Source organism: Arachidicoccus sp. BS20 (assembly GCF_001659705.1).
Lineage (GTDB): Bacteria > Bacteroidota > Bacteroidia > Chitinophagales > Chitinophagaceae > Arachidicoccus.
Genome location: NZ_CP015971.1, coordinates 773,664 through 792,878 on the forward strand (window position 1 = coordinate 773,664; position 19,215 = coordinate 792,878).

The 19,215-nt window shown below is 40.0% G+C and carries 20 protein-coding genes; 10 read left to right on the top strand and 10 right to left on the bottom strand.

Translation table 11 applies throughout. The features are described from left to right. Window positions 1–40: 40 nt before the first annotated feature. A complete protein-coding gene (locus tag A9P82_RS03565) occupies window positions 41–499 on the bottom strand; it encodes a VanZ family protein (protein ID WP_082915202.1) in 459 nt (152 codons plus the stop codon). Between the two features lie 72 nt (window positions 500–571). Then, window positions 572–1,900, bottom strand: a complete 1,329-nt coding sequence (locus A9P82_RS03570; RefSeq protein ID WP_066204254.1) for an MATE family efflux transporter — start codon at window positions 1,898–1,900, stop codon at window positions 572–574. 80 nt (window positions 1,901–1,980) lie between these two features. Here A9P82_RS03570 and prmC point away from each other — a divergent pair, with 80 nt between their 5' ends. Both prmC and msrA read left to right on the top strand, forming a co-directional pair. Beyond that, entirely contained in the window at window positions 1,981–2,841 is an 861-nt protein-coding gene (prmC, locus tag A9P82_RS03575) for a peptide chain release factor N(5)-glutamine methyltransferase (RefSeq protein ID WP_066204256.1), read from the top strand. A 66-nt stretch (window positions 2,842–2,907) separates the two neighbouring features. Further along, a complete protein-coding gene (gene msrA / locus A9P82_RS03580; RefSeq protein ID WP_066204258.1) occupies window positions 2,908–3,561 on the top strand; it encodes a peptide-methionine (S)-S-oxide reductase MsrA in 654 nt (217 codons plus the stop codon). Between the two features lie 3 nt (window positions 3,562–3,564). Here msrA and A9P82_RS03585 read toward each other — a convergent pair whose 3' ends face one another. From A9P82_RS03585 to A9P82_RS03610, 6 genes are all read right to left on the bottom strand, one after another. After that, the gene (locus A9P82_RS03585) at window positions 3,565–6,747 is read right to left on the bottom strand and encodes an ATP-dependent DNA helicase (protein ID WP_066204261.1); all 3,183 of its coding nucleotides are present in this window, start codon (window positions 6,745–6,747) and stop codon (window positions 3,565–3,567) included. A gap of 135 nt (window positions 6,748–6,882) precedes the next feature. Further along, complete coding sequence (fmt, locus tag A9P82_RS03590) at window positions 6,883–7,818, bottom strand: methionyl-tRNA formyltransferase (protein WP_231891198.1); 936 nt, start codon at window positions 7,816–7,818, stop codon at window positions 6,883–6,885. Between the two features lie 135 nt (window positions 7,819–7,953). After that, window positions 7,954–8,388: a hypothetical protein gene (locus A9P82_RS03595; protein WP_082915203.1), complete on the bottom strand. Its 435-nt coding sequence runs from the start codon at window positions 8,386–8,388 to the stop codon at window positions 7,954–7,956. A gap of 152 nt (window positions 8,389–8,540) precedes the next feature. Beyond that, window positions 8,541–9,371, bottom strand: a complete 831-nt coding sequence (locus A9P82_RS03600; RefSeq protein ID WP_066204265.1) for an IS982 family transposase — start codon at window positions 9,369–9,371, stop codon at window positions 8,541–8,543. A 96-nt stretch (window positions 9,372–9,467) separates the two neighbouring features. Continuing rightward, the gene (locus A9P82_RS03605) at window positions 9,468–10,154 is read right to left on the bottom strand and encodes a heme exporter protein CcmB (protein WP_231891199.1); all 687 of its coding nucleotides are present in this window, start codon (window positions 10,152–10,154) and stop codon (window positions 9,468–9,470) included. 89 nt (window positions 10,155–10,243) lie between these two features. Further along, window positions 10,244–10,819: a thymidine kinase gene (locus A9P82_RS03610; RefSeq protein ID WP_066204267.1), complete on the bottom strand. Its 576-nt coding sequence runs from the start codon at window positions 10,817–10,819 to the stop codon at window positions 10,244–10,246. A gap of 148 nt (window positions 10,820–10,967) precedes the next feature. Here A9P82_RS03610 and A9P82_RS03615 point away from each other — a divergent pair, with 148 nt between their 5' ends. From A9P82_RS03615 to A9P82_RS03640, 6 genes are all read left to right on the top strand, one after another. Then, on the top strand, window positions 10,968–11,720 hold the full coding sequence (locus A9P82_RS03615; protein WP_156522590.1) for a hypothetical protein: 753 nt from the start codon (window positions 10,968–10,970) through the stop codon (window positions 11,718–11,720). 167 nt (window positions 11,721–11,887) lie between these two features. Then, complete coding sequence (pdhA, locus tag A9P82_RS03620) at window positions 11,888–12,886, top strand: pyruvate dehydrogenase (acetyl-transferring) E1 component subunit alpha (RefSeq protein ID WP_082915205.1); 999 nt, start codon at window positions 11,888–11,890, stop codon at window positions 12,884–12,886. A 51-nt stretch (window positions 12,887–12,937) separates the two neighbouring features. Continuing rightward, window positions 12,938–13,627 carry a tetratricopeptide repeat protein gene (locus A9P82_RS03625; RefSeq protein ID WP_066204271.1) on the top strand — a complete coding sequence of 230 codons (690 nt, stop codon included), beginning with the start codon at window positions 12,938–12,940 and terminating at the stop codon, window positions 13,625–13,627. An 86-nt stretch (window positions 13,628–13,713) separates the two neighbouring features. Next, the gene (ribH, locus tag A9P82_RS03630; RefSeq protein ID WP_066204273.1) at window positions 13,714–14,196 is read left to right on the top strand and encodes a 6,7-dimethyl-8-ribityllumazine synthase; all 483 of its coding nucleotides are present in this window, start codon (window positions 13,714–13,716) and stop codon (window positions 14,194–14,196) included. Between the two features lie 155 nt (window positions 14,197–14,351). Further along, on the top strand, window positions 14,352–15,071 hold the full coding sequence (locus A9P82_RS03635; protein ID WP_066209547.1) for a (Fe-S)-binding protein: 720 nt from the start codon (window positions 14,352–14,354) through the stop codon (window positions 15,069–15,071). 102 nt (window positions 15,072–15,173) lie between these two features. Continuing rightward, the gene (locus tag A9P82_RS03640) at window positions 15,174–15,581 is read left to right on the top strand and encodes an EVE domain-containing protein (RefSeq protein ID WP_066204275.1); all 408 of its coding nucleotides are present in this window, start codon (window positions 15,174–15,176) and stop codon (window positions 15,579–15,581) included. A 126-nt stretch (window positions 15,582–15,707) separates the two neighbouring features. Here the strand turns inward: A9P82_RS03640 and murA are convergent, their stop codons facing one another. Continuing rightward, a complete protein-coding gene (murA, locus tag A9P82_RS03645) occupies window positions 15,708–17,015 on the bottom strand; it encodes a UDP-N-acetylglucosamine 1-carboxyvinyltransferase (protein WP_066209549.1) in 1,308 nt (435 codons plus the stop codon). A 101-nt stretch (window positions 17,016–17,116) separates the two neighbouring features. Here murA and A9P82_RS03650 point away from each other — a divergent pair, with 101 nt between their 5' ends. Beyond that, window positions 17,117–17,644: a DUF1572 family protein gene (locus A9P82_RS03650; RefSeq protein ID WP_066204279.1), complete on the top strand. Its 528-nt coding sequence runs from the start codon at window positions 17,117–17,119 to the stop codon at window positions 17,642–17,644. Window positions 17,645–17,648: 4 nt separating this feature from the next. Beyond that, window positions 17,649–17,975, top strand: coding sequence for a putative signal transducing protein (locus A9P82_RS03655; protein ID WP_082915206.1), 327 nt, complete (start codon window positions 17,649–17,651; stop codon window positions 17,973–17,975). 78 nt (window positions 17,976–18,053) lie between these two features. On the opposite strand, the gene mnmA is transcribed toward A9P82_RS03655, so the two are convergent. Beyond that, window positions 18,054–19,151: a tRNA 2-thiouridine(34) synthase MnmA gene (gene mnmA, locus A9P82_RS03660; protein WP_066204283.1), complete on the bottom strand. Its 1,098-nt coding sequence runs from the start codon at window positions 19,149–19,151 to the stop codon at window positions 18,054–18,056. Between the last annotated feature and the right edge of the window lie 64 nt (window positions 19,152–19,215).

A 19,215-nucleotide genomic window follows, 5' to 3' on the forward strand; every position in this document is an offset into this window, starting at 1 on the left:
TCACAAATTTCAACTGTAAGTTTCAAAGCGGCTGTAATGGTTAATTATAGCTATTTCTGCCGTTTTGAGACTTATTTTGTTGCTTTGTTTTTCCCCACAATATTCCGGGCAAAACACCCAGTAACGTTCCTATTGTATTGGTAAGCACATCGTTTATATCGGCAAAACCTATTTTAAATATAAATTGCACTACTTCAATCGCTACGCTGCACAAAAAACCATACAGCAGTAAAGTACTCCATTTGCTGATGCCAAATAATGCAGAAAGACAAAAAGGTACTGGTACAAATAATAATATGTTGCCCCAGAAATCGATATTCTCAAAGATTTTTTTCCCTTTGTATAATGAATTAATATCACTATACCGCTTCAATATATTTAAGTTATATCCTATATGAATATTTTTAAATACTTCCATTCTCGGATAAACCCGGATGCCGAAAACGACATAAGAAAGAAACAATAAGTATAATAGCGAAAAAATTCTCTTTGCCTTCATTCAAATAGCTTTCAAAGAAAACGAAGATAAGAAATATCGAAAGCTATCTAAACATGAATGCAGAGAAAATGGTTAAAATTTTTTCGCAATCATTTTGTTAAATCTTTTATTAAGCAAAATTGAAACAGCGCTCAAGCCTATAACAAAACCCACCCATATTCCCGATGCACCAAAATGAAACGTAAAAGCCAGTAAACAACCCGCAGGAACGCCGACTATCCAATAAGCAATTGCCATATAAATCGTAGGCACTTTTACATCGTTGATTCCCCGCAAACAGCCGACAGCTATGGCTTGCGTAGCATCGGATATTTGAAAAACAGCCGCAAAAATCATTAACGTCGAAGCAAGCAAAACCACATGCACATCAGCATTAAAAATCAACGACAGTTGTTTTCTGAAGATAATAAACAATATAGCGCAACACAAGCCATATAACAATCCCGAATAAAAAGTACTCTTGCCGATATGGTTTATTTCGTCCCAATTTTTTCTACCGAAAGCATTACCTATGCGGATAGCACTTCCCTGCGCTAGACCAAGCGAAACCATAAACGTAAGCGCAGCACATTGCAAAGCAATCTGGTGCGCTGCCTGCGACACTGCGCCAAGCGTGCCAACCAAAATTGCCGAAACAGCGAAAGCTCCTGCTTCCAACACAGCCTGCAACGCACTTGGAACACCTATTCCAAGCAAATCTTTGATACTTTGCCAACGAATATTCCATTGATTTTTTCTTACTAAAATATACCTGCGAAAAGTTGGATGAAAACAGACAATTAAAATAAGTGTAACTAAAATAATAGTTCGTGTAATTAAAGTTCCAAGCGCAGCGCCCACTAACTCCAGTCTCGGAAAACCAAAATGCCCGTAAATCAGCATCCAGTTTAAAAATACATTCAAAGGCATAGACAGTAATGAAAGCATCATGGCTGTGCGCGTTTTTTCGAGTCCATCCGTGAATTGTTTCAAAGCGATAAACATTAACGATGGAATAAGTGAAATGCTTACAATTCTGAGAAAAGGCTCTGCAAGCCGCGCCACATCTGCATCCTGACCAAGATGATATAAAATATTTTTACCAAACTCCAAACAAAGTGAAATAAAAACAGCACCAAGTGTACACAACAGGAAACCATTAAAAAGATAATGCGAAACCTGTTGCCCGTCTCTCCTGCCGTGTGCCAATGCTACTTTTTGCGAAATAGACATTGTAAGCCCGATGCCGAAAACAAACGGAATCGTAAGCACACTATTAACCAACGCCGCAGCCGCCAACTGTTTGTAACTGATAGCGCCCACCATTGCGGAATCTATCAATCCCAGCGACATTTGCGTAACTTCTCCCAGAATAATCGGTAAGGATAATTTCCACGTTTTTATAGCTTCCTGCTTCAACATAAGCGGGCAAAGTTATTGTTTTTCTTTCGGCGTAATTTTTATATTTACATTACTTTCGGCGCGGAATAAAAAATTTTCCAATGACCATTTACGAAGCACAGCAAACGCTTACACAACAATTAAAAAACATCTACGATACGGAAGAAACACCCGGCATCGCAGATTTGGTATTGGAAAAAATAACGCATCAGAAACGTATTGACAGATTACTAAAGAAAGACATTCCGCTTTCGGAACAAGAAGAATTGTTATTTAAAAAATATACTTCCGAACTATTGCAACATCGTCCCGTTCAGTATGTTTTGGAAGAAGCTCATTTTTACGGATTGGACTTTTTTGTAAATGAAAATGTATTAATTCCACGACCGGAAACAGAAGAACTGGTCGATTGGATTTGCAAAACTATTTCGCAAAAAAATATCAATGATAAAATACTTGACATCGGCACAGGAAGCGGAATTATACCAGTCAGTATAAAAAATAAATTTCCTTCGGCAAAGGTCTCCGCGATTGACATTTCTTCAAAGGCTTTGGAGATTGCGAAGCAAAATGCTGCCAACCACCATACCGAAATCGGGTTTTATGAAATGGATATTCTGGATGAAAAAAGTTGGCATCAATTAAATTCTTTCGACATCATCGTTAGCAATCCGCCGTACATAAGGCAAACCGAAAAAAACGAAATGAATAAAAATGTGCTGGAATATGAACCGCACACGGCATTGTTCGTGCCCGACGAAAAGCCGTTATTGTTTTACGAAACAATTGCCAAATTCTCCACAACGCATTTATCGCCAAAGGGTTATCTTTTCTTTGAAATCAATGAAAATTTAGGACAGGAAGTTGTAGCGATGCTGCAAAACCTTTCGTTCAATCAAATTGAATTAAGAAAAGATTTTCAGGGTAAAGATAGAATGGTTAAGTGTATGTTTAAAAAATAATTTTTTCTTTGCAGTAAAATAATTGTGTAGTAGTTTGCAACATAAGTGAGGGACAAAATTGTGATTATGACTACCAGATTAATAACAAGCACGGTATTATGTTTTGCATTATTAACGTCTTGTGTGGAACAAAAAAATCATCAAAAAAATATGGACGAAAAATTCTCTGACAGTATTGCAATATCCGACAACGTTGATACCGCAACATTCGGAACAGGTTGTTTTTGGTGTACCGAAGCTATTTTTCAAAGGCTGAAAGGCGTTGAAAAAGTAGTAAGCGGTTACAGCGGCGGTACGATTCCCAACCCGACTTACGAAGAGGTTTGTACGGGTACAACCGGCTATGCAGAGGTATGCCAGATTTTTTATAACCCGTCCGAAATTTCTTTTGATGAATTGCTGAAAGTTTTTTGGCAAACGCACGACCCGACTACCTTAAACCGTCAGGGAAATGATGTAGGACCGCAATACAGAAGCGTAGTTTTCTTTCATAACGAAGAACAAAAAAATAAAGCTGAAAAATACAAAACAGAGCTAAATAAAAGCGGCGCTTGGGCAAACCCTGTTGTAACGGCAATAGAACCGTACAGCAATTTTTATTCGGCAGAAAATTATCATCAAAACTATTACAACAACAATCCGAGACAAATGTATTGCCAGTATGTGATTAAGCCCAAACTGGAAAAATTTGAAAAAGTTTTTAAAAACGAATTGAAATAAAATTTACACTTCTTCTTCGCTCGCTTCATGCAAAGCGACAGCCATATTATTAGTCTTTACAAATTTGCACCATTCGCAATCGGGTTTGCCGCAACCTGTTTTAAATTCGCGACCCTGAATCTTCTGCCATGTATCTTTTATTTGTTGCGTAACAATGGAAATATCCTGTGGCGTTACCAACACCTTTTCCGTTTTATATTCATCGCTTACAGGTTCAACAAATTCAAACGCCGTACTGATGGCATCCCAGTCGTTCGTGCGGTCGTTGTCCATCAGTATTTTATAAAAAACAGCCTGCCGCCAGTAATCGCCACCAACTTCTAACTCGTGAGCTTTTTCAAGTTCTCCGTTTTCCCTCGCTTTGGCTGCGTTCTCCATATCAGGCGCATTCAGTTTCTTTTTAGCATTTTGATATTTACCCGTTTTATAGTCCACCACGTTCACTTGCTTGCCCGAAAATTCCAGTTTGTCCAGCTTTCCGTTAAGCGGAACATTGTCCACGGAAACATTCCGGATATTGCGTTCTACCAACACAATTTTATTCCAGTTATCGATATGCGATTCGTAATAAGCCGGTAATATTTTTTTGCCGTAATCCATTTTTAAAATAAAACTTTCCGGCGTGAAAGCATCGCGGTTTTTCTGCATAAACCAATTAAAATCGTCCAGTAATTCCTGCGACGATGGAAAAGTATTATCGTTGCTTTTCATCTTTTCAAACAAACGCTGCAAGGCAAAATGTATGGCGCTTCCGAACACCATACTTTCACTTTTTGCGGAAGGAACGCGAATCAGGTTTTGGTAATAAAACTTCAGCGGACAATCCAGATAATTGTTCAGATGCGTAACGCTCAACGAATAATTTTTCAGGATTTGACTGATATAATTTTCTTCCACAAGTTCAATTTCCGGCAGTGCCGTTTCACTGAACTGCAAAGCAAGATAATCTGTCAATTGCGCATCAGGAAGGGCTTTCGGCAAAGGTTGCCAGTTCATGCCGTCGCATATTTCCTTCACAAAAGTGGATTGCACCAACGGCTTTTCATTCTTGTCTTTTACGGAATAAGAAATCTGCAAATGCGTTTTGGCGCGCGTAATCGCCACGTAAAACAATCTTCTGCTTTCTTCCAAATCGTCTCCATGACTGTTGCCGCCGCTCAATAAATTATCGGGATATTTATACGTTCTGTTATTGCCTGCATTGCTTTCGTCCCAAATTTTATTGATACAACCTGTAACAAAAACATAATCGTATTCCGAGCCTTTAGATGCGTGTGCAGTAATCAGGTTCACGCCGTTATCCGAAGCAACAACTTTGTACAAAGGCACGGCAATTTTATTCCTCTGCATAATGCCGATATTATACAACAATTCGTGCAAAGTCAAGTCAGGCTTGCGTTTGCAAGTATCTTTGATAAAATTGAAGAACGAATTTAAAATCTGCATCAGCCAGGGCTTTTCTGCGTTTTGCATGACGTATGATAACACGCCTGCGCGCTGAATAACCAGCTCAACCAGCTGCTGAACAGTTATATTATTGGCTTGCTTCAGCAAATATTCCAGCACTTCGCTTATCTGTTGCAAGCTGTTATCGGGCTGCGCAAATAAGTCGCCGTTGCTTGCTTTCAGCTCGCTCAACATTCTGCGCAATGAATATCGGTCGTCTTTTCTGCCGATATTTTTTTCGTTCATCCGCATACTCAAAAGCGCGATAGCAGAAGGTTTTGCAGAGAAAAAATTAAAATGCAGCATCTTAAACAACAAGTCATCCGCACTAAACGGAATGGTATTTTCTTTATCAATCCACGTCAAAATACTGATGATATTCTGGATAAAAGGCAGTTCCAACACATCGATTTTTTTTCTCGAATTGACAGGAATATCTTTGTTTTCGAGAATAGCGGCAATGCTTTCCACCTGCGCGTGGTTGCGATAAATCACGGCAATCTCTTTTCCGCTGACACCGCTGTTTACAAGGCTTTCAATCTGCAAAGCAATATCCATCGCTTCGTGCGTAACATTGGGATATTCTATAATCGCCGGCTGCGCGGAAACGCTTTGCAGTGCTGCGTTTGAAGCCGTAAGCGGCTTATCGTTTTCAATGGAAACGGTTCTTAATTTATTGTTCGAAATAAGCCTGTAAGCCGCCTCCAGAATGACTTGCGTAGAACGGTAATTATTGACCAAATCAATCTTCACGATTTCGCCTTCATATTTTTTTTCAAAATCAATAATATTCGCAACATTTGCATCCTGAAAAGAAAAAATACTTTGGTCTGCATCGCCTACGACAAACACATTCGGTACGTCCCAATGGTTTGTGAGATATTGCAGTAACAGGTTTTGCGAACGGCTTGTATCTTGAAACTCATCTACGAGAAAATACAAAAAACGCTCCTGATAATCGAGCAGCAAATCTTCGTTTTTTGCGAAAGCATTCAGCACCCACAAAATCATATCGTCAAAATTATAACGGCTCATGTCCGCCATCATTTTGTTGTAGCGCGGAAAAAGATTTGCAGCTGCACGCAGCATTTCCATCTTTTCTGTTTCGGCTGCAATCTTATTCGGATTTGGGTCTCCCACATTAAATTCCTTGTATTTTCTTTTATAAACAAATTCATCGCGTGTGGGCAAATCTCGCAGGTACTCATTAATTTTTTCGTTAAAATAATCCGCATCCCAAGCCTCTTTTTTCATCAGGCTGAATAACGATTTCAGTCTTGCGGCTTCGTAATACACATCGCCGCGAAAACGCTTTAAAATATTATCCGGCTCAATGGAATCAATCAGTTTGTTGTACAAATCGATTTCTTCAATATCGCTGACAGGCTCCAAATTCCACTTGCCGAAATAGCTGAGATTGTCCTGAATCACTTCGTTGCAAAAAGAATGAAATGTATGAATCTTCACGCCATACGCCGCCGTACCAATGATTTTCAACAGGCGGTTGCGCATTTCCACCGCGCCGTTATCGGTATAAGTAAGGCACAGAATTTCGTTGGGATTGGTATCGGTCTGCATCAGAATATTGCCGATACGCGTCGCCAGTATCTGCGTTTTTCCCGTACCCGGACCGGCGTTTACGATTACCGCGCCTTCAATCGTATCAACGGCTTTGTGCTGTTCGGCATTGAGGGAGTTATATGCCTGATTAAATTTTTCGAGTTGTTCTTTGATAGTCATAAAACACTAAATAAACTGCTGTAAAGTACACAGAAAAAGGGAAAATATACAAGGAAAAATCAAGCAGTGTAAACGACTCAGAATAGCAATTTACAATATTTTATTATAGTTTCGGAATCTATTTGATAATAGAAATCAAAATCGATAACCTCTTAAAAAATCTTCAATCTGCATTCTTTTTTTACCTTCCAACTGAATATCTTTTACATGAATAAAACCATTGCTGCAAGCAAACTTCAGGAAGGATTTTTCATCGGTTTCATATTCTCCGGTTGTTTTATCGTGCGCAACAATTTCTTTTTCCGCAAAGAAAATTTTCAACTTTCTTCCATTCAGCTCGGTAAACGCTGCAGGAAAAGGCGACAACCCGCGAATGAGATTATACACTGCTTCAACTGTTTTGGAGAAATCTATTTTGCAGGTTTCGGTAAAAATTTTCGGTGCAGGTTTTAAATATTTTTCCTCAAAGGAAGAAGATTGCATAGTTTCCTGCAAACTATCGCCGCACAAGCCTTTCAGCGTTTTTAGCAAAAGCTCCGCTCCTATTATTTTCATCTTATCATGAACAGTTCCGGCAGTATCTTTTTCGTCAATCGGAAATTTTTCCTGCAATAAAATATTGCCGGTATCAATCGCGTGTTGCAACTTAAAAGTAGTAACACCTGTTTCTTTTTCGCCATTGATAATTGCCCAGTTAATCGGCGCTGCGCCACGATATTGCGGCAGCAAAGAACCGTGTAAATTTATTGTTCCCATTGATGGCATATTCCAAACAATTTCGGGCAACATTCGGAATGCAACTACGATTTGAACATCTGCATTCAAGGATTTTAATTGCTGAATAAAATCTTCATTTTTCAGTTTTTCGGGTTGCAATAAAAACAGATTATGTTCTACCGCATACTTTTTTACTGCGCTTTGCGAAAGCTGCATTCCACGCCCGGAAGGTTTATCCGGCATCGTAATTACGCCCACGATATTTGCACCTGCATTGATTAACGCATCAAGCGAAGCCACAGCAAATTCGGGCGTTCCCATGAATACGATTCTTAAGTCTTTGAAATCTTTCATAATTATCTTTCTTTATGCTTCTTAGCGTATTCGTGTCTTAGTGGCTATAATTTGCCATAAAGACTCAAAGTTTCGCAAAGAAAAAAGGTTTTAAACTTCGCAGTCTAAAACCTTATACATTTTTTATTTAAAAAATTACATTCCCGGAACCAACGATGAAGTTGCCCAGGGAATCATTGCTAAAATCACAATCAATGCAAGCAAAAACAATGTTGCAGCTCTTGTATGTTTCTTTGCATCGGATATATTTTTTCTGAAAACGCCGCGCCCGATCGTAATCAATACAATTGCAATCAGCATCGCAACAGGATGTTCTACAAAGCTGAAACGCAAAGCATCGTTTTTCATCACGGACACGCCTGCGGGCAACTGCGTTAATTTTATAATTAAAAGAATTAATCCGACTAAGAAAGTTGTATGCGCACATATCATCAGCCACAAACCAAGTTTCTTATCGCCGGTGGTAAATGGCTTGTTGATGCTTGCATAATTTTTAATAATGTTTACCAACAACAAAATTAAAATGAACCAACGAAGCAGATTGTGTAAATCGAGCAAACCTTTCAGCATATCAGAATATTTTTATGCAGCGAAGATACGGCGGGAATTAAGAATTATTAATTATAAATTAAGAATTAGGCGTTTCATTATCAGGAATTGCAAATGAGCATCAACAATTATTAATTCTTAATTGTGAATTATTAAATAATTCAAGTTGCTATTTAATCAGTAAGTCTATTCAAGGTATAAGCGAAAATAAACATCAATATTTTCAGTAAAAAACCTTTAAAAGTTACAGCGTGAATCTTTCTAAGGAACAGATTTTTGATTTCGCTGAATGTTGTTTCAATTCTTTTTCTGCTGTGTTCTTTCAAAAATCTTACCCAAGGTTCATCCTTTCTTTTGCTGTTGGACTTCCTGCCAATCATTAAATGAATGTTCTCTGCTTCCAACATATCATCTTCGATGGTGTAATCCGTATAAGCGGCATCGCCGTAAATACAACTTTCAGGCGCTACGCTTAACGGCAGCTTTTTCAATGCCTGCACATCGCTCTCACTGCCGGGAACAAAACCAAATTCAACCGGTATGCCTTTCGCTGTTGTCAGCACTTGCACCTTTACTCCGTATAAATATCTGCGCATACTGCTTTGCCTGCCACGCCATTGTTTGCCTTTCAGCATCTTGCTGCGCGATATTCTTATATTGTCGCAAACCGCTACAGGAAAGGAATCTATCACATAACTGCTTGCTCCGCTGATGTCTTTCAAATACCCGCCAAGCTGAAAAAACATACTGCACAACAATGGCTCTAATCTGTGCAAACGCCTGTTGTATCTGCTTTTGTCCAACATCTGAGGACACATGCCCGTCATTTGCATAAAACCTCTCGCATTATCATGATGTCCCCCCAAATAAAGAGCCGCTACGATTGCCGTTGTTATCACTTCGCTATCGCTTACTCGACAACGTACATCTTCCTGATGACCAATTCCTTTTAATAAATCATCTACCAAACAAAATATTCTTATAACTTTATCCCCGTTGAGCATCGATAAATACCGTTTTAAGTGTGGTAACTCAAAACTATTATTTTATTCGATGCTCTTCGCTTTTTATACCATAACCCGCAACTTGGGTTAATTACTTCAATCTTTCCACAAAAAAGGGAACAATATCAACGCCAGTACAATTACCAAAGCATCAAACGCAACCAGCAATCCAATCATCTTTCCCAAGCCCGAATATAATGCTGGAGAAAACGCAATCTTGGAAACCTTACCGAGCAACATCAGTTGTGGCACAATTACAGGGAATCCCATCACAGCCATTAAAGCAGCTTGCTGTTGTGCTTTAGCAGCGATTGCCGCGAGAAATGTAAATACGAAACTCAATCCCAATCCGCCCAAACTTGCAATACCGACGAACTGCCAAAGATTGTACAACGGATTGCCCAAAAGCACCGTAAATACAAGCATGGAAAGCAAAGTCATTACCAACATTAAGATTGCGTTGAAGACAAGTTTTGCAACAATAAAATCTTTCGCGCTGGCAATGGAATAGAAGTATAACATTCGTCCTTTGTTCTCCTGCAAAAAACTTTTTGCCACAGCATTCACACACACAAATAATTGCACCACCCAAAACAACGCATTCCACACCGTATCTTCCGGCTGACCGAGCGTAATGTACACAACAAAAATGGTCGAAGCCACATACAGCAAAATGCCGTAAAGCGTGTATTGCTGCCGCATTTCGAGCAACAAATCTTTTTTAATCAATGCAAGTACGGAACGGTTCAATTTATATATTTTAGCCGTGGTTTGTGTCTGCACGAACCACTTATTATTATTTTTTAGCCGCGGTTCGTGTCTGCACGAACCACTATTTTATTTCGGTACGTGAAGACACGTACCGAGGCGTATCAAATATTCTCTCCTTCGTAATAACAGCTTCTGCAACGCGGTTCATAAGTTTCTTTTTCGCCTAATAACACTTGCGAATCCTGCGACACTTTGCGGTAAGACATGCTCGCAATGTTGCCGCACTTCACGCAGATTGCGTGCAATTTTGTAATGTAATCCGCCACTGCCAGCAATTGCGGCATCGGTCCGAACGGGCGACCTTTGTAATCCATATCCAAACCGGCAACAATTACGCGAACGCCTTTGCGGGCGAGTATTTCGCATACGTTTACAATTTCGCTGTCAAAGAATTGTGCTTCGTCAATACCTACAACATTTACATCCTGCGACAGCAACAAAATATTTTGCGAAGAGCTTACAGGCGTACTTTGAATTTCATTGGCATCGTGGCTCACAACAGCTTGCTCGCTGTAACGCACGTCAATCGAGGGTTTGAAGATTTCTGCTTTCAGCCCTGCAATTTCTACGCGCTTTAATCTGCGAATCAGTTCTTCGGTTTTTCCGCTGAACATGGAGCCGCAAATCACTTCAATCCAACCTCTGTTTTCGCCTTTCAGGCTTGGTTCTATGAACATTTATGTTAAGTAAAAAATTTTAAAACAAAATCATTTCGTATAAAAATAACAAAACATCATTCGCCGTTAAAGAATTACGTTGTACTTTTATTACAATTTTTACGACCGTTCAAAATTATTGTTTTTAACCAATTCTCCCGAAACGAAAATGGAAAAAACGGATTTTAATCAAGAAAAAGTTCAATCACTTATCGATAAGTTGCAATCGCTCATTGCTTCAAATGCAGAGGCTGCAAAACTTTTAACGGTATCGCAACTGTTGGTTGCGGAATTGCAGCATACAAATAATAACGCAATAATTAAACGCAGCGTGGCTGTTGTAATGCCGTCATTTATAACTACTGCCGTTGTAGAAACAAATACAGAAGCAACAGAAAAAGAAGTTCATTTATTGCAGGAAGAACCGATCGCTGAAATTATTGAACAACCTGCACCCGAATCAGAAGACAAAGAGATTGTTGAAGAAAAAGAAATAACTGTATCCGAAAAAGATGCTCGTAAAGATGGTCCTTTGGAGCAATACAACCCTTGGGAGGCGTTCGGATTTTTACGCGAAGCGCCGACTATTGTTCATCAGGCGCCGGTTGAAGAAAATGCCGGACAGGAATTAAACGAAAAATATAAATCCGATAAAAGTGAATTAATTGAAACGCTGCAAAGCACGCCCATCACAGATTTGACAAATGCAGTTGGCATTAATGACCGCTACGTTTATATCAATGATTTGTTTCGCGGCGATGAATTTATGTACGAAAGAAGCATCATCACGTTAAACAAATTCAACGATTACGAGCAGGCGCGCGGTTGGGCAGAACGCGAATTATATTTGAAACTTGGCTGGGATTTAACCAATCCGGTTGTTAAGCAGTTTGAACACCTGATTAAAAGAAGGTTTAGATAATTAACAATTACTAATTAAAAATTATGCGCTTTCTGTACCAGACATTGCAGTGAACGCCGGCAATTACTAATTCCAGATTTTTAATTATTAATTACAACATATTATCCCGTTATCGAATTGTCTCTTTATAACATTAATCATTATATTTGCGCTCAAATTTTTAGACTGTGGCTACAACTCAATATTCAAAAGAAACATACCTTTATTGGTACGAATTAATGCAACTCATCCGTCAGTTTGAATTGGCGGCAGAAGAAAAATATAAAATGGCCGGAAAAATTCGCGGATTTTTTCATGCTTATGTGGGTCAGGAAGCAATCGCAGCCGGCTGTATGACGGCTACACGCCCCGAAGACCCGTTTATTACTGCTTACCGCGACCATGGTTTGGGTATTGCAAAAGGTATTACACCAAACGCTGCAATGGCTGAACTGTACGGAAAAGCAACAGGCTGTGCCAAAGGAAAAGGCGGCAGTATGCACTTCTTCAGTAAAGAACATCATTTTTTTGGCGGACATGGAATTGTGGGCGGACAAATAGGCGTAGGTGCAGGTTTGGCTTTCGCTGAACAATACAATGGCACAGACAATGTAGCACTTTGTTTCTTCGGCGATGGCGCTGCGCGTCAGGGCGTGTTGCACGAAACATTCAATCTTGCCATGTTGTGGAATCTGCCTGTAGTTTTCATTTGCGAGAATAATCATTACGCAATGGGAACTTCTGTGGAAAGAACTTCCAACGTGATTGATATTTATAAATTAGCTGATGCTTACGATATGCCCGGCGATAAAGTCGATGGCATGAATCCCGAAACAGTTCACGAAGCAGTTTCCCGCGCTGTAAAACGCGCACGCGAAAAAGGCGGACCGACTTTACTGGAAATAAAAACGTATCGCTACAAAGGGCATTCTATTTCCGACCCGGGAAAATACCGCACAAAAGAAGAATTAGAAGAGTACAAATCCAAAGACCCGATTGTGGTTATCCGTAAAAAAATAAAAGACGGCAATATTGCTTCCGATGAAGAAATTGCTGCAATTGACGAACGCATCAACAAAGTGGTGGAAGATGCCGTGAAGTTTGCGGAAGAAAGCCCGTTCCCGAAACCGGAAGCAGTTTTGGAAGATGTAATGATGGATGAAAATTATCCGTACATCACGGACTAATCCCTTACATTTGCACGTTCAAAAAAAGATTCATTTATTTTAAAACAAATTATGGCTCAAAATCAGGTACTCTCCGGAGACAAATTTTTGGATACATGGAACAGAATTCAAAAGCCCGTATTGACGGTTCTTTCGATTGTGATAATTGTTTTGGCAGGTTGGTTCGGATATAAAAAATTCGTTACTGAACCAAAAGAAACTAATGCAAATAATGCACTCGCTGCCGTACAGGCAGCATTTCAGCAAGCAATTTTCAGCCCGACTGTGGATACGGCTACCTACAAATTTGTGCTAAACGGCGAAGGCGTAAATAAAGGTGCATTGTCTATTATCCGCAGCTATAGCGGTACAAACGCCGCTAATCTTGCTAAATATTATGCAGGCGAAAGTTATCTCCGTCTCGGCGATTATAACAATGCCGTGAAATATCTTAGTGATTTTTCAACAGACCAAAAGCAAATCCAGATGATGGCTTACGGTTCATTGGGCGATGCTTATAGTGAATTGAAAAAGAATGCAGAAGCAATTGATTATTACAAAAAAGCTGCGGCACAATTTGAAGATGATGAAGTAAATGCTTCTGAATTTTTGTACCGTGCAGCATTGCTAAGTGAAGTAAGCGGCAAAACACAAGATGCTGTTACCTTGTATAAAGAACTGAAAGATAAATTTCCAAATTCGCAATACAGCATTCAGGCAGATAAGTATCTGAATCGCTTACAGGTTCAACCTAACGAGTAACACAAATTTCACGAATGACCGCTCATTTCTCTAAATCATAAAAGCATCTAATTCGTGTAATTGGCAATAATTAGTGTAATATAATCATGGCAACACAAGGCAATACAATTTTAAACAAAGGCATTCCTCAATTGAAGGATGCCTTTGTTGTAATAGTGAAAACCGAATGGAACGCACATTTGGTAGATAAATTAGAAGATGGCTGCATAAAAATTTTGCAGGAAAACGGCGCACAATACAGAACACTTGTGGTTCCCGGTGCGGTGGAAATTCCGTTTGCAATAAAGGCTTATGCAGAAAGCAATCAACAAAAAGCTGATGCATTTATTACGATTGGCACAGTTATCCGCGGTGGCACACCGCATTTTGAATATGTGTGCAACATGGTTACAGAGGGTGTATCGCAACTCAATCTTTCTTTAGATGCGCCCGTAATTTTTGGCGTACTTACCGTAAACAGTGAAGAAGAAGTAATCGAACGCACAGGCGGTATTCACGGACACAAAGGCGAAGAAGCTGCAATCACAGCTTTGAAGATGATTGAACTGAAAAGAGACTTGAACAAGTAGCTCACAGATTCCGCAGGTTTGCACAAATAAAAATACGTCCGTGAATATCAGTGTTATTGTGAGAAAAAATTAAAAGAAAACGCTCCAAAAGTTCGGAGCGTTTTTTATTTATGTACAACATATATCTTAACTTTCCGCTTTCAACTATTCATGTGATGAACATACAATTATTTATTCCTTGTTTTATTGACCAACTGTATCCTACCGTCGCATTCAATATGGTAAAAGTGTTAGAAAAAGTCGGATGCAGCGTATCGTATAATACGAATCAAACCTGTTGCGGACAGCCCGCGTTCAACGCAGGTTTCCAGGAAGAGGCGAAAAGTGTTTGCAAAAAATTTCTCGAAGATTTTAAAGGCGATGAACTAATTGTTGCGCCGAGTGCAAGTTGTGCCGGCTTTGTAAAAAATTATTACAAAACCTTGTTTGAAAATTCTTCTTTAAAGCAAGATGTTGAAAAAATCAGTTCGCGCATTTACGAGTTTTCCGATTTTTTAGTCAATGTTTTAAAAGTAGAAAAGGTAGGCGCAAAGCTTGAAGGAAAAGCTACTTATCACGACAGTTGCGCCGCACTGCGTGAAATCGGCTTAAAACAAGAGCCGAGAAAATTGCTGGCAAATGTGGAAGGTCTCGAACTGGTAGAAATGGCTGAAAACGAGACCTGCTGCGGATTTGGCGGCACATTCGCCGTAAAGTTTAATCCAATAAGTGTTGCAATGGCAGACCAAAAAATTACCAATGCAATCGCAACCGATGCGGAATATTTAATCAGTACGGATATGAGTTGCCTGATGCACATTTCCGGCTGCGCCAATAAAAAAGGCGCGCACATAAAATCGCTGCATTTGGCAGATGTATTGGCAAGCGGATGGTAGTCTGAACCATGATTTTGGTAGATTGTAAAGATTAATGGGATAAACAATATTCAGTGAACGGCTAACTGATAACAGACTCTTAATTCATAATTCATAATTCAAATGGCACATTGGCTCGTAAAATCAGAACCTCATAAATACAGTTGGGAAAAATTTACGGAAGACAAGCAGACTTTCTGGGACGGCGTGCGTAATTATCAGGCGCGCAACAATCTTCGCACCATGAAAAAAGGCGAGGAAGTTTTCTTTTATCACAGCAACGAAGGAATGGAAATCGTAGGTATTGCTAAGGTTGTAAAAGAAGCGTATCAAGATCCGACAACCGACGACGAACGCTGGGTGGCAGTGGACTTGAAGCCCGTAAAAAAACTAAAGAAACCGGTAACGCTTGCACAAATGAAAGCCGAAAAAAAATTACAAAACCTCGCATTAATCAGGCAAGGTCGTTTATCGGTTTGTCCCGTTTCAGATGAGGAATGGGAAACTATTTTAGAAATGGCGAAAAAATAATTCTCTTAATCTGCTATGCGCGGTGTCTTCGCCGCGCATTTTTATTCTGTCGGCTCTTGCCGACAATTGCCATGAAGCAATAAAATAAAAGTGTGAAGCGAGGACGCTTCACACAGCAATTATCTTTTAGTCAACTCTCTTAATCTGCGCGCCCAACGCATTCAACCGTTTATCGATATTTTGATAACCTCGGTCGATTTGTTCAATGTTTTGAATAGTGCTTTTTCCTTCGGCGCTCAAGGCTGCAATCAGCAATGCTTGCCCGGCGCGAATATCGGGGCTACTCATAGTAATGCCGCGCAGCTGAAATTTTCTGTCAAGCCCTATAACTGTGGCGCGGTGCGGGTCGCAGAGAATAATCTGCGCGCCCATATCAATTAATTTATCGGTGAAGAACAAACGGCTTTCAAACATTTTCTGATGAATGAGCACGCTGCCTTTTGCCTGAATTGCCGTTACCAAAACAATGCTGATTAGATCGGGTGTGAACCCGGGCCAAGGATTGTCGTATATTGTGAGAATGCCTCCGTCCATATAAGTGCTTATTTCGTAATGGCTTTGTTCGGGAATATAAATATCATCGCCGCGAAATTCCATTTGAATACCGAGTTTTTTGAACTTATCAGGAATAATACCGAGATGCTCAATGCCCGCATTTTTAATCGTGAGTTCACTTTGCGTCATGGCTGCAAGCCCTATAAAACTGCCTATTTCAATCATATCCGGCAACATGGAGTGTTCCGTGCCGCTAAGACTTTCAACGCCTTCGACAATCAGTAAATTACTTCCAATGCCAGAAATTTTTGCGCCCATTCTGTTGAGCATTTTACTGAGCTGTTGCAAGTATGGCTCGCACGCTGCGTTATAAATTTCGGTTTTGCCTTTTGCCAAAACCGCCGCCATCAGTACATTTGCCGTTCCTGTAACCGAAGGTTCATCGAGCATCATATACGTTCCTTGCAAACCTTGTGTTGTAAATTCCAAACAAAAAGTTTCGGGATTGTAACGGAAATCTGCGCCTAATTTTTGAAAACCGATTATATGCGTATCCACTCCCCGCCTACCGATTTTGTCGCCGCCGGGTTTTGGAATAAACGCTTTCTTAAACCGCGCAAGCATTGGTCCCGCAAGCATTACGCTGCCGCGCAACTTGCTTCCTTTTTTGCGGAATGCTTCCGAAGAAAGATAATCGACATTCACGTCATCGGCTTTGAAAGCGCAAGCGTGCCGGTCAATGCGATTGACTTTTACACCTAAATCCCGTAACAATTCTATCAATAAATTTACATCGAGAATATCGGGAATGTTGTTGATTAATACTTCTTCCGAAGTAAGCAATACCGCCGAAATGATTTGCAACGCCTCGTTTTTCGCCCCCTGCGGAATAATATCGCCACGCAATTTATTCCCTCCAATAACTTCAAATGATGACATAATTTTGTTTTTTATACAGCGAACAAATTTAACATTCAAAAAGTATATCTTAGAGAATTAATCGTGAAGTTTGAAAATATTCTTTTGAAAAACATAGTACTATGCAATTAGAAAATAATTTCTTAGAAAGTGTCATCAGCCGTTTTGAATCATACAAAACAATGGGCGACAAAACTCTCGCACAACTTTCGGAAGAAGAATGTTTTTACAGGCAGTCAGCAGCGGTCAACAGCGTTGCTATCATCATTCGGCACATGCACGGCAATATGCTTAGCCGATGGACGAATTTTTTAATGGAAGACGGCGAAAAATCTTGGCGCAACAGAGATACAGAATTTGCCGATTTTCGTTGTACAAAGAAAGAATTAGTTGCCATGTGGGACGAAGGGTGGAATTGTTTACTGGATACTTTAAAAAATTTGCATTCAGAGGATTTGGGAAAAGAAATAACCATTCGCACAGAGCCTTTGAAAGTTTATGACGCCATACTAAGACAACTGATGCATTACAGCTATCATGTTGGTCAGATTGTTTTATTGGGCAAAATACTAAAAGATGCTTCGTGGCAATCATTATCAATTCCGGTGGGGAAAAGCAATGAGTTCAATACACAAATGGGCATGAAATGATCGTATGGCAAAATTTATAACTGTCTATTCAAGCATGAGTTTTTCCGAAATATACCTTGTGCGGCATCTGTTGGAGGAACACGGAATTTTTTGTTTTACCAAAGATGAATTGCTTGCGCAAACAGCACCCTATCTTACCGCATACAGCAACGGAATCCAATTGCAAGTTGAAGAAAAGGATATTATAGAAGCAGTTTCCATTCTACAGGAACATGGTTATCTCGCACCGAAAATTGAAAAGAGATTCAACGAAACTAAAGTAGTAGCCATTCTGTTCGCAGTATTAATTATTTTAATGGTCGTGTACTTATGGAGAAAAGGATTGTTGTAAAATACCTGTGCAAATAGCAATAAAAAGGGAAAGTCGCTATGTGAACTTTCCCTATAAAAGCATTCCGGTTAAAATATATTAAAACGGTATTTCCCGCTGAATAATACCGCCGCCAATTACATCGTCGCCTTCGTAAAACACAGCGCTTTGCCCGGGCGCGATGCCTGAAGCGTTGTTGAATAAGCGCACTTTGATTTGTCCGTTTTCATTGAATAATTCGCCGAATGTTCCTTTGTCTTTATAACGGATTTTTGTAAGTACTTCCCTACCGTTTTCAACATTGGGATATTTTTGCCAGTTGATTTTTCCTACCGTCAGTTCTGTCTTAGCCAAATCTTCTTCATCGCCCAAAACAACTGTGTTTGTTTCGGGATTAATCGCCGTTACATACACCGGATGACCAACCGCCACCAAACCTTTGCGCTGACCAATTGTGTAGAAAGGATAACCGTTGTGCTTGCCCAAAATTTTTCCGTTTTTATCTACAAACAATCCGCCTGCAACTTTCTCTTCAAGCCCGTTTACTCTGCGTTTCAGAAAGCCGCGATAATCATTGTCCGGCACAAAACAGATTTCATAACTTTCGCTTTTCTTCGCCAACTCGGGATAACCATAATCCGCCGCCATCTGACGAATTTCGGATTTCAGATATTTTCCCAAAGGCAATAAGGTTCTGCTAAGCAAATCCTGCTCCAAGCCCCAAAGCACGTAACTTTGGTCTTTGGTTTCGTCCAAGCCTTTGCTTAAATAATATCTGCTGTTTTCATGCTGACGGATATTTGCATAATGTCCTGTCGCAATAAAGTCGCAACCCAAAGCGTCTGCTCGTTTCAGTAAAGCGCGCCATTTGATATGCGTGTTGCACATGACACATGGATTTGGTGTGCGACCAGCCAAATATTCTTCCACAAAATTCTCTACCACAAAATCGCCGAACTCGTCGCGTATATCCAAAATAAAATGCGGAAAACCGTGTTGCACCGCAGCCATGCGCGCATCGTTAAAGCTGTCCACATTACAACAGCCTGTTTCTTTGGAACTGCTGCCGCTGCTCGCGTAATCCCATGTTTTCATGGTAATGCCAATAACCTCATAGCCCTGCTTGTGCAACATTAATGCAACAACAGTGCTGTCAATTCCGCCGCTCATGGCTACCAAAACTTTTCCTTTACTCACGATTCAAAAATTTATGCAAAGGTAAAGCTAATTTGAGAATACATTGGCGAAGTCGTGTCACGGC

Bases quoted from the DNA above. Each gene is read 5' to 3' on its own strand.
- A9P82_RS03635 (WP_066209547.1), top strand. From the start codon at position 14,352: ATGAACATACAATTATTTATTCCTTGTTTTATTGACCAACTGTATCCT.
- A9P82_RS03570 (WP_066204254.1), bottom strand. From the start codon at position 1,900: ATGTTGAAGCAGGAAGCTATAAAAACGTGGAAATTATCCTTACCGATT.
- A9P82_RS03615 (WP_156522590.1), top strand. From the start codon at position 10,968: ATGGAAAAAACGGATTTTAATCAAGAAAAAGTTCAATCACTTATCGAT.
- A9P82_RS03625 (WP_066204271.1), top strand. From the start codon at position 12,938: ATGGCTCAAAATCAGGTACTCTCCGGAGACAAATTTTTGGATACATGG.
- A9P82_RS03640 (WP_066204275.1), top strand. From the start codon at position 15,174: ATGGCACATTGGCTCGTAAAATCAGAACCTCATAAATACAGTTGGGAA.
- murA (WP_066209549.1), bottom strand. From the start codon at position 17,015: ATGTCATCATTTGAAGTTATTGGAGGGAATAAATTGCGTGGCGATATT.
- A9P82_RS03595 (WP_082915203.1), bottom strand. From the start codon at position 8,388: ATGCTGAAAGGTTTGCTCGATTTACACAATCTGCTTCGTTGGTTCATT.
- msrA (WP_066204258.1), top strand. From the start codon at position 2,908: ATGACTACCAGATTAATAACAAGCACGGTATTATGTTTTGCATTATTA.
- ribH (WP_066204273.1), top strand. From the start codon at position 13,714: ATGGCAACACAAGGCAATACAATTTTAAACAAAGGCATTCCTCAATTG.
- prmC (WP_066204256.1), top strand. From the start codon at position 1,981: ATGACCATTTACGAAGCACAGCAAACGCTTACACAACAATTAAAAAAC.
- A9P82_RS03565 (WP_082915202.1), bottom strand. From the start codon at position 499: ATGAAGGCAAAGAGAATTTTTTCGCTATTATACTTATTGTTTCTTTCT.
- A9P82_RS03650 (WP_066204279.1), top strand. From the start codon at position 17,117: ATGCAATTAGAAAATAATTTCTTAGAAAGTGTCATCAGCCGTTTTGAA.
- A9P82_RS03600 (WP_066204265.1), bottom strand. From the start codon at position 9,371: ATGCTCAACGGGGATAAAGTTATAAGAATATTTTGTTTGGTAGATGAT.
- A9P82_RS03585 (WP_066204261.1), bottom strand. From the start codon at position 6,747: ATGACTATCAAAGAACAACTCGAAAAATTTAATCAGGCATATAACTCC.
- A9P82_RS03655 (WP_082915206.1), top strand. From the start codon at position 17,649: ATGGCAAAATTTATAACTGTCTATTCAAGCATGAGTTTTTCCGAAATA.
- A9P82_RS03610 (WP_066204267.1), bottom strand. From the start codon at position 10,819: ATGTTCATAGAACCAAGCCTGAAAGGCGAAAACAGAGGTTGGATTGAA.
- fmt (WP_231891198.1), bottom strand. From the start codon at position 7,818: ATGAAAGATTTCAAAGACTTAAGAATCGTATTCATGGGAACGCCCGAA.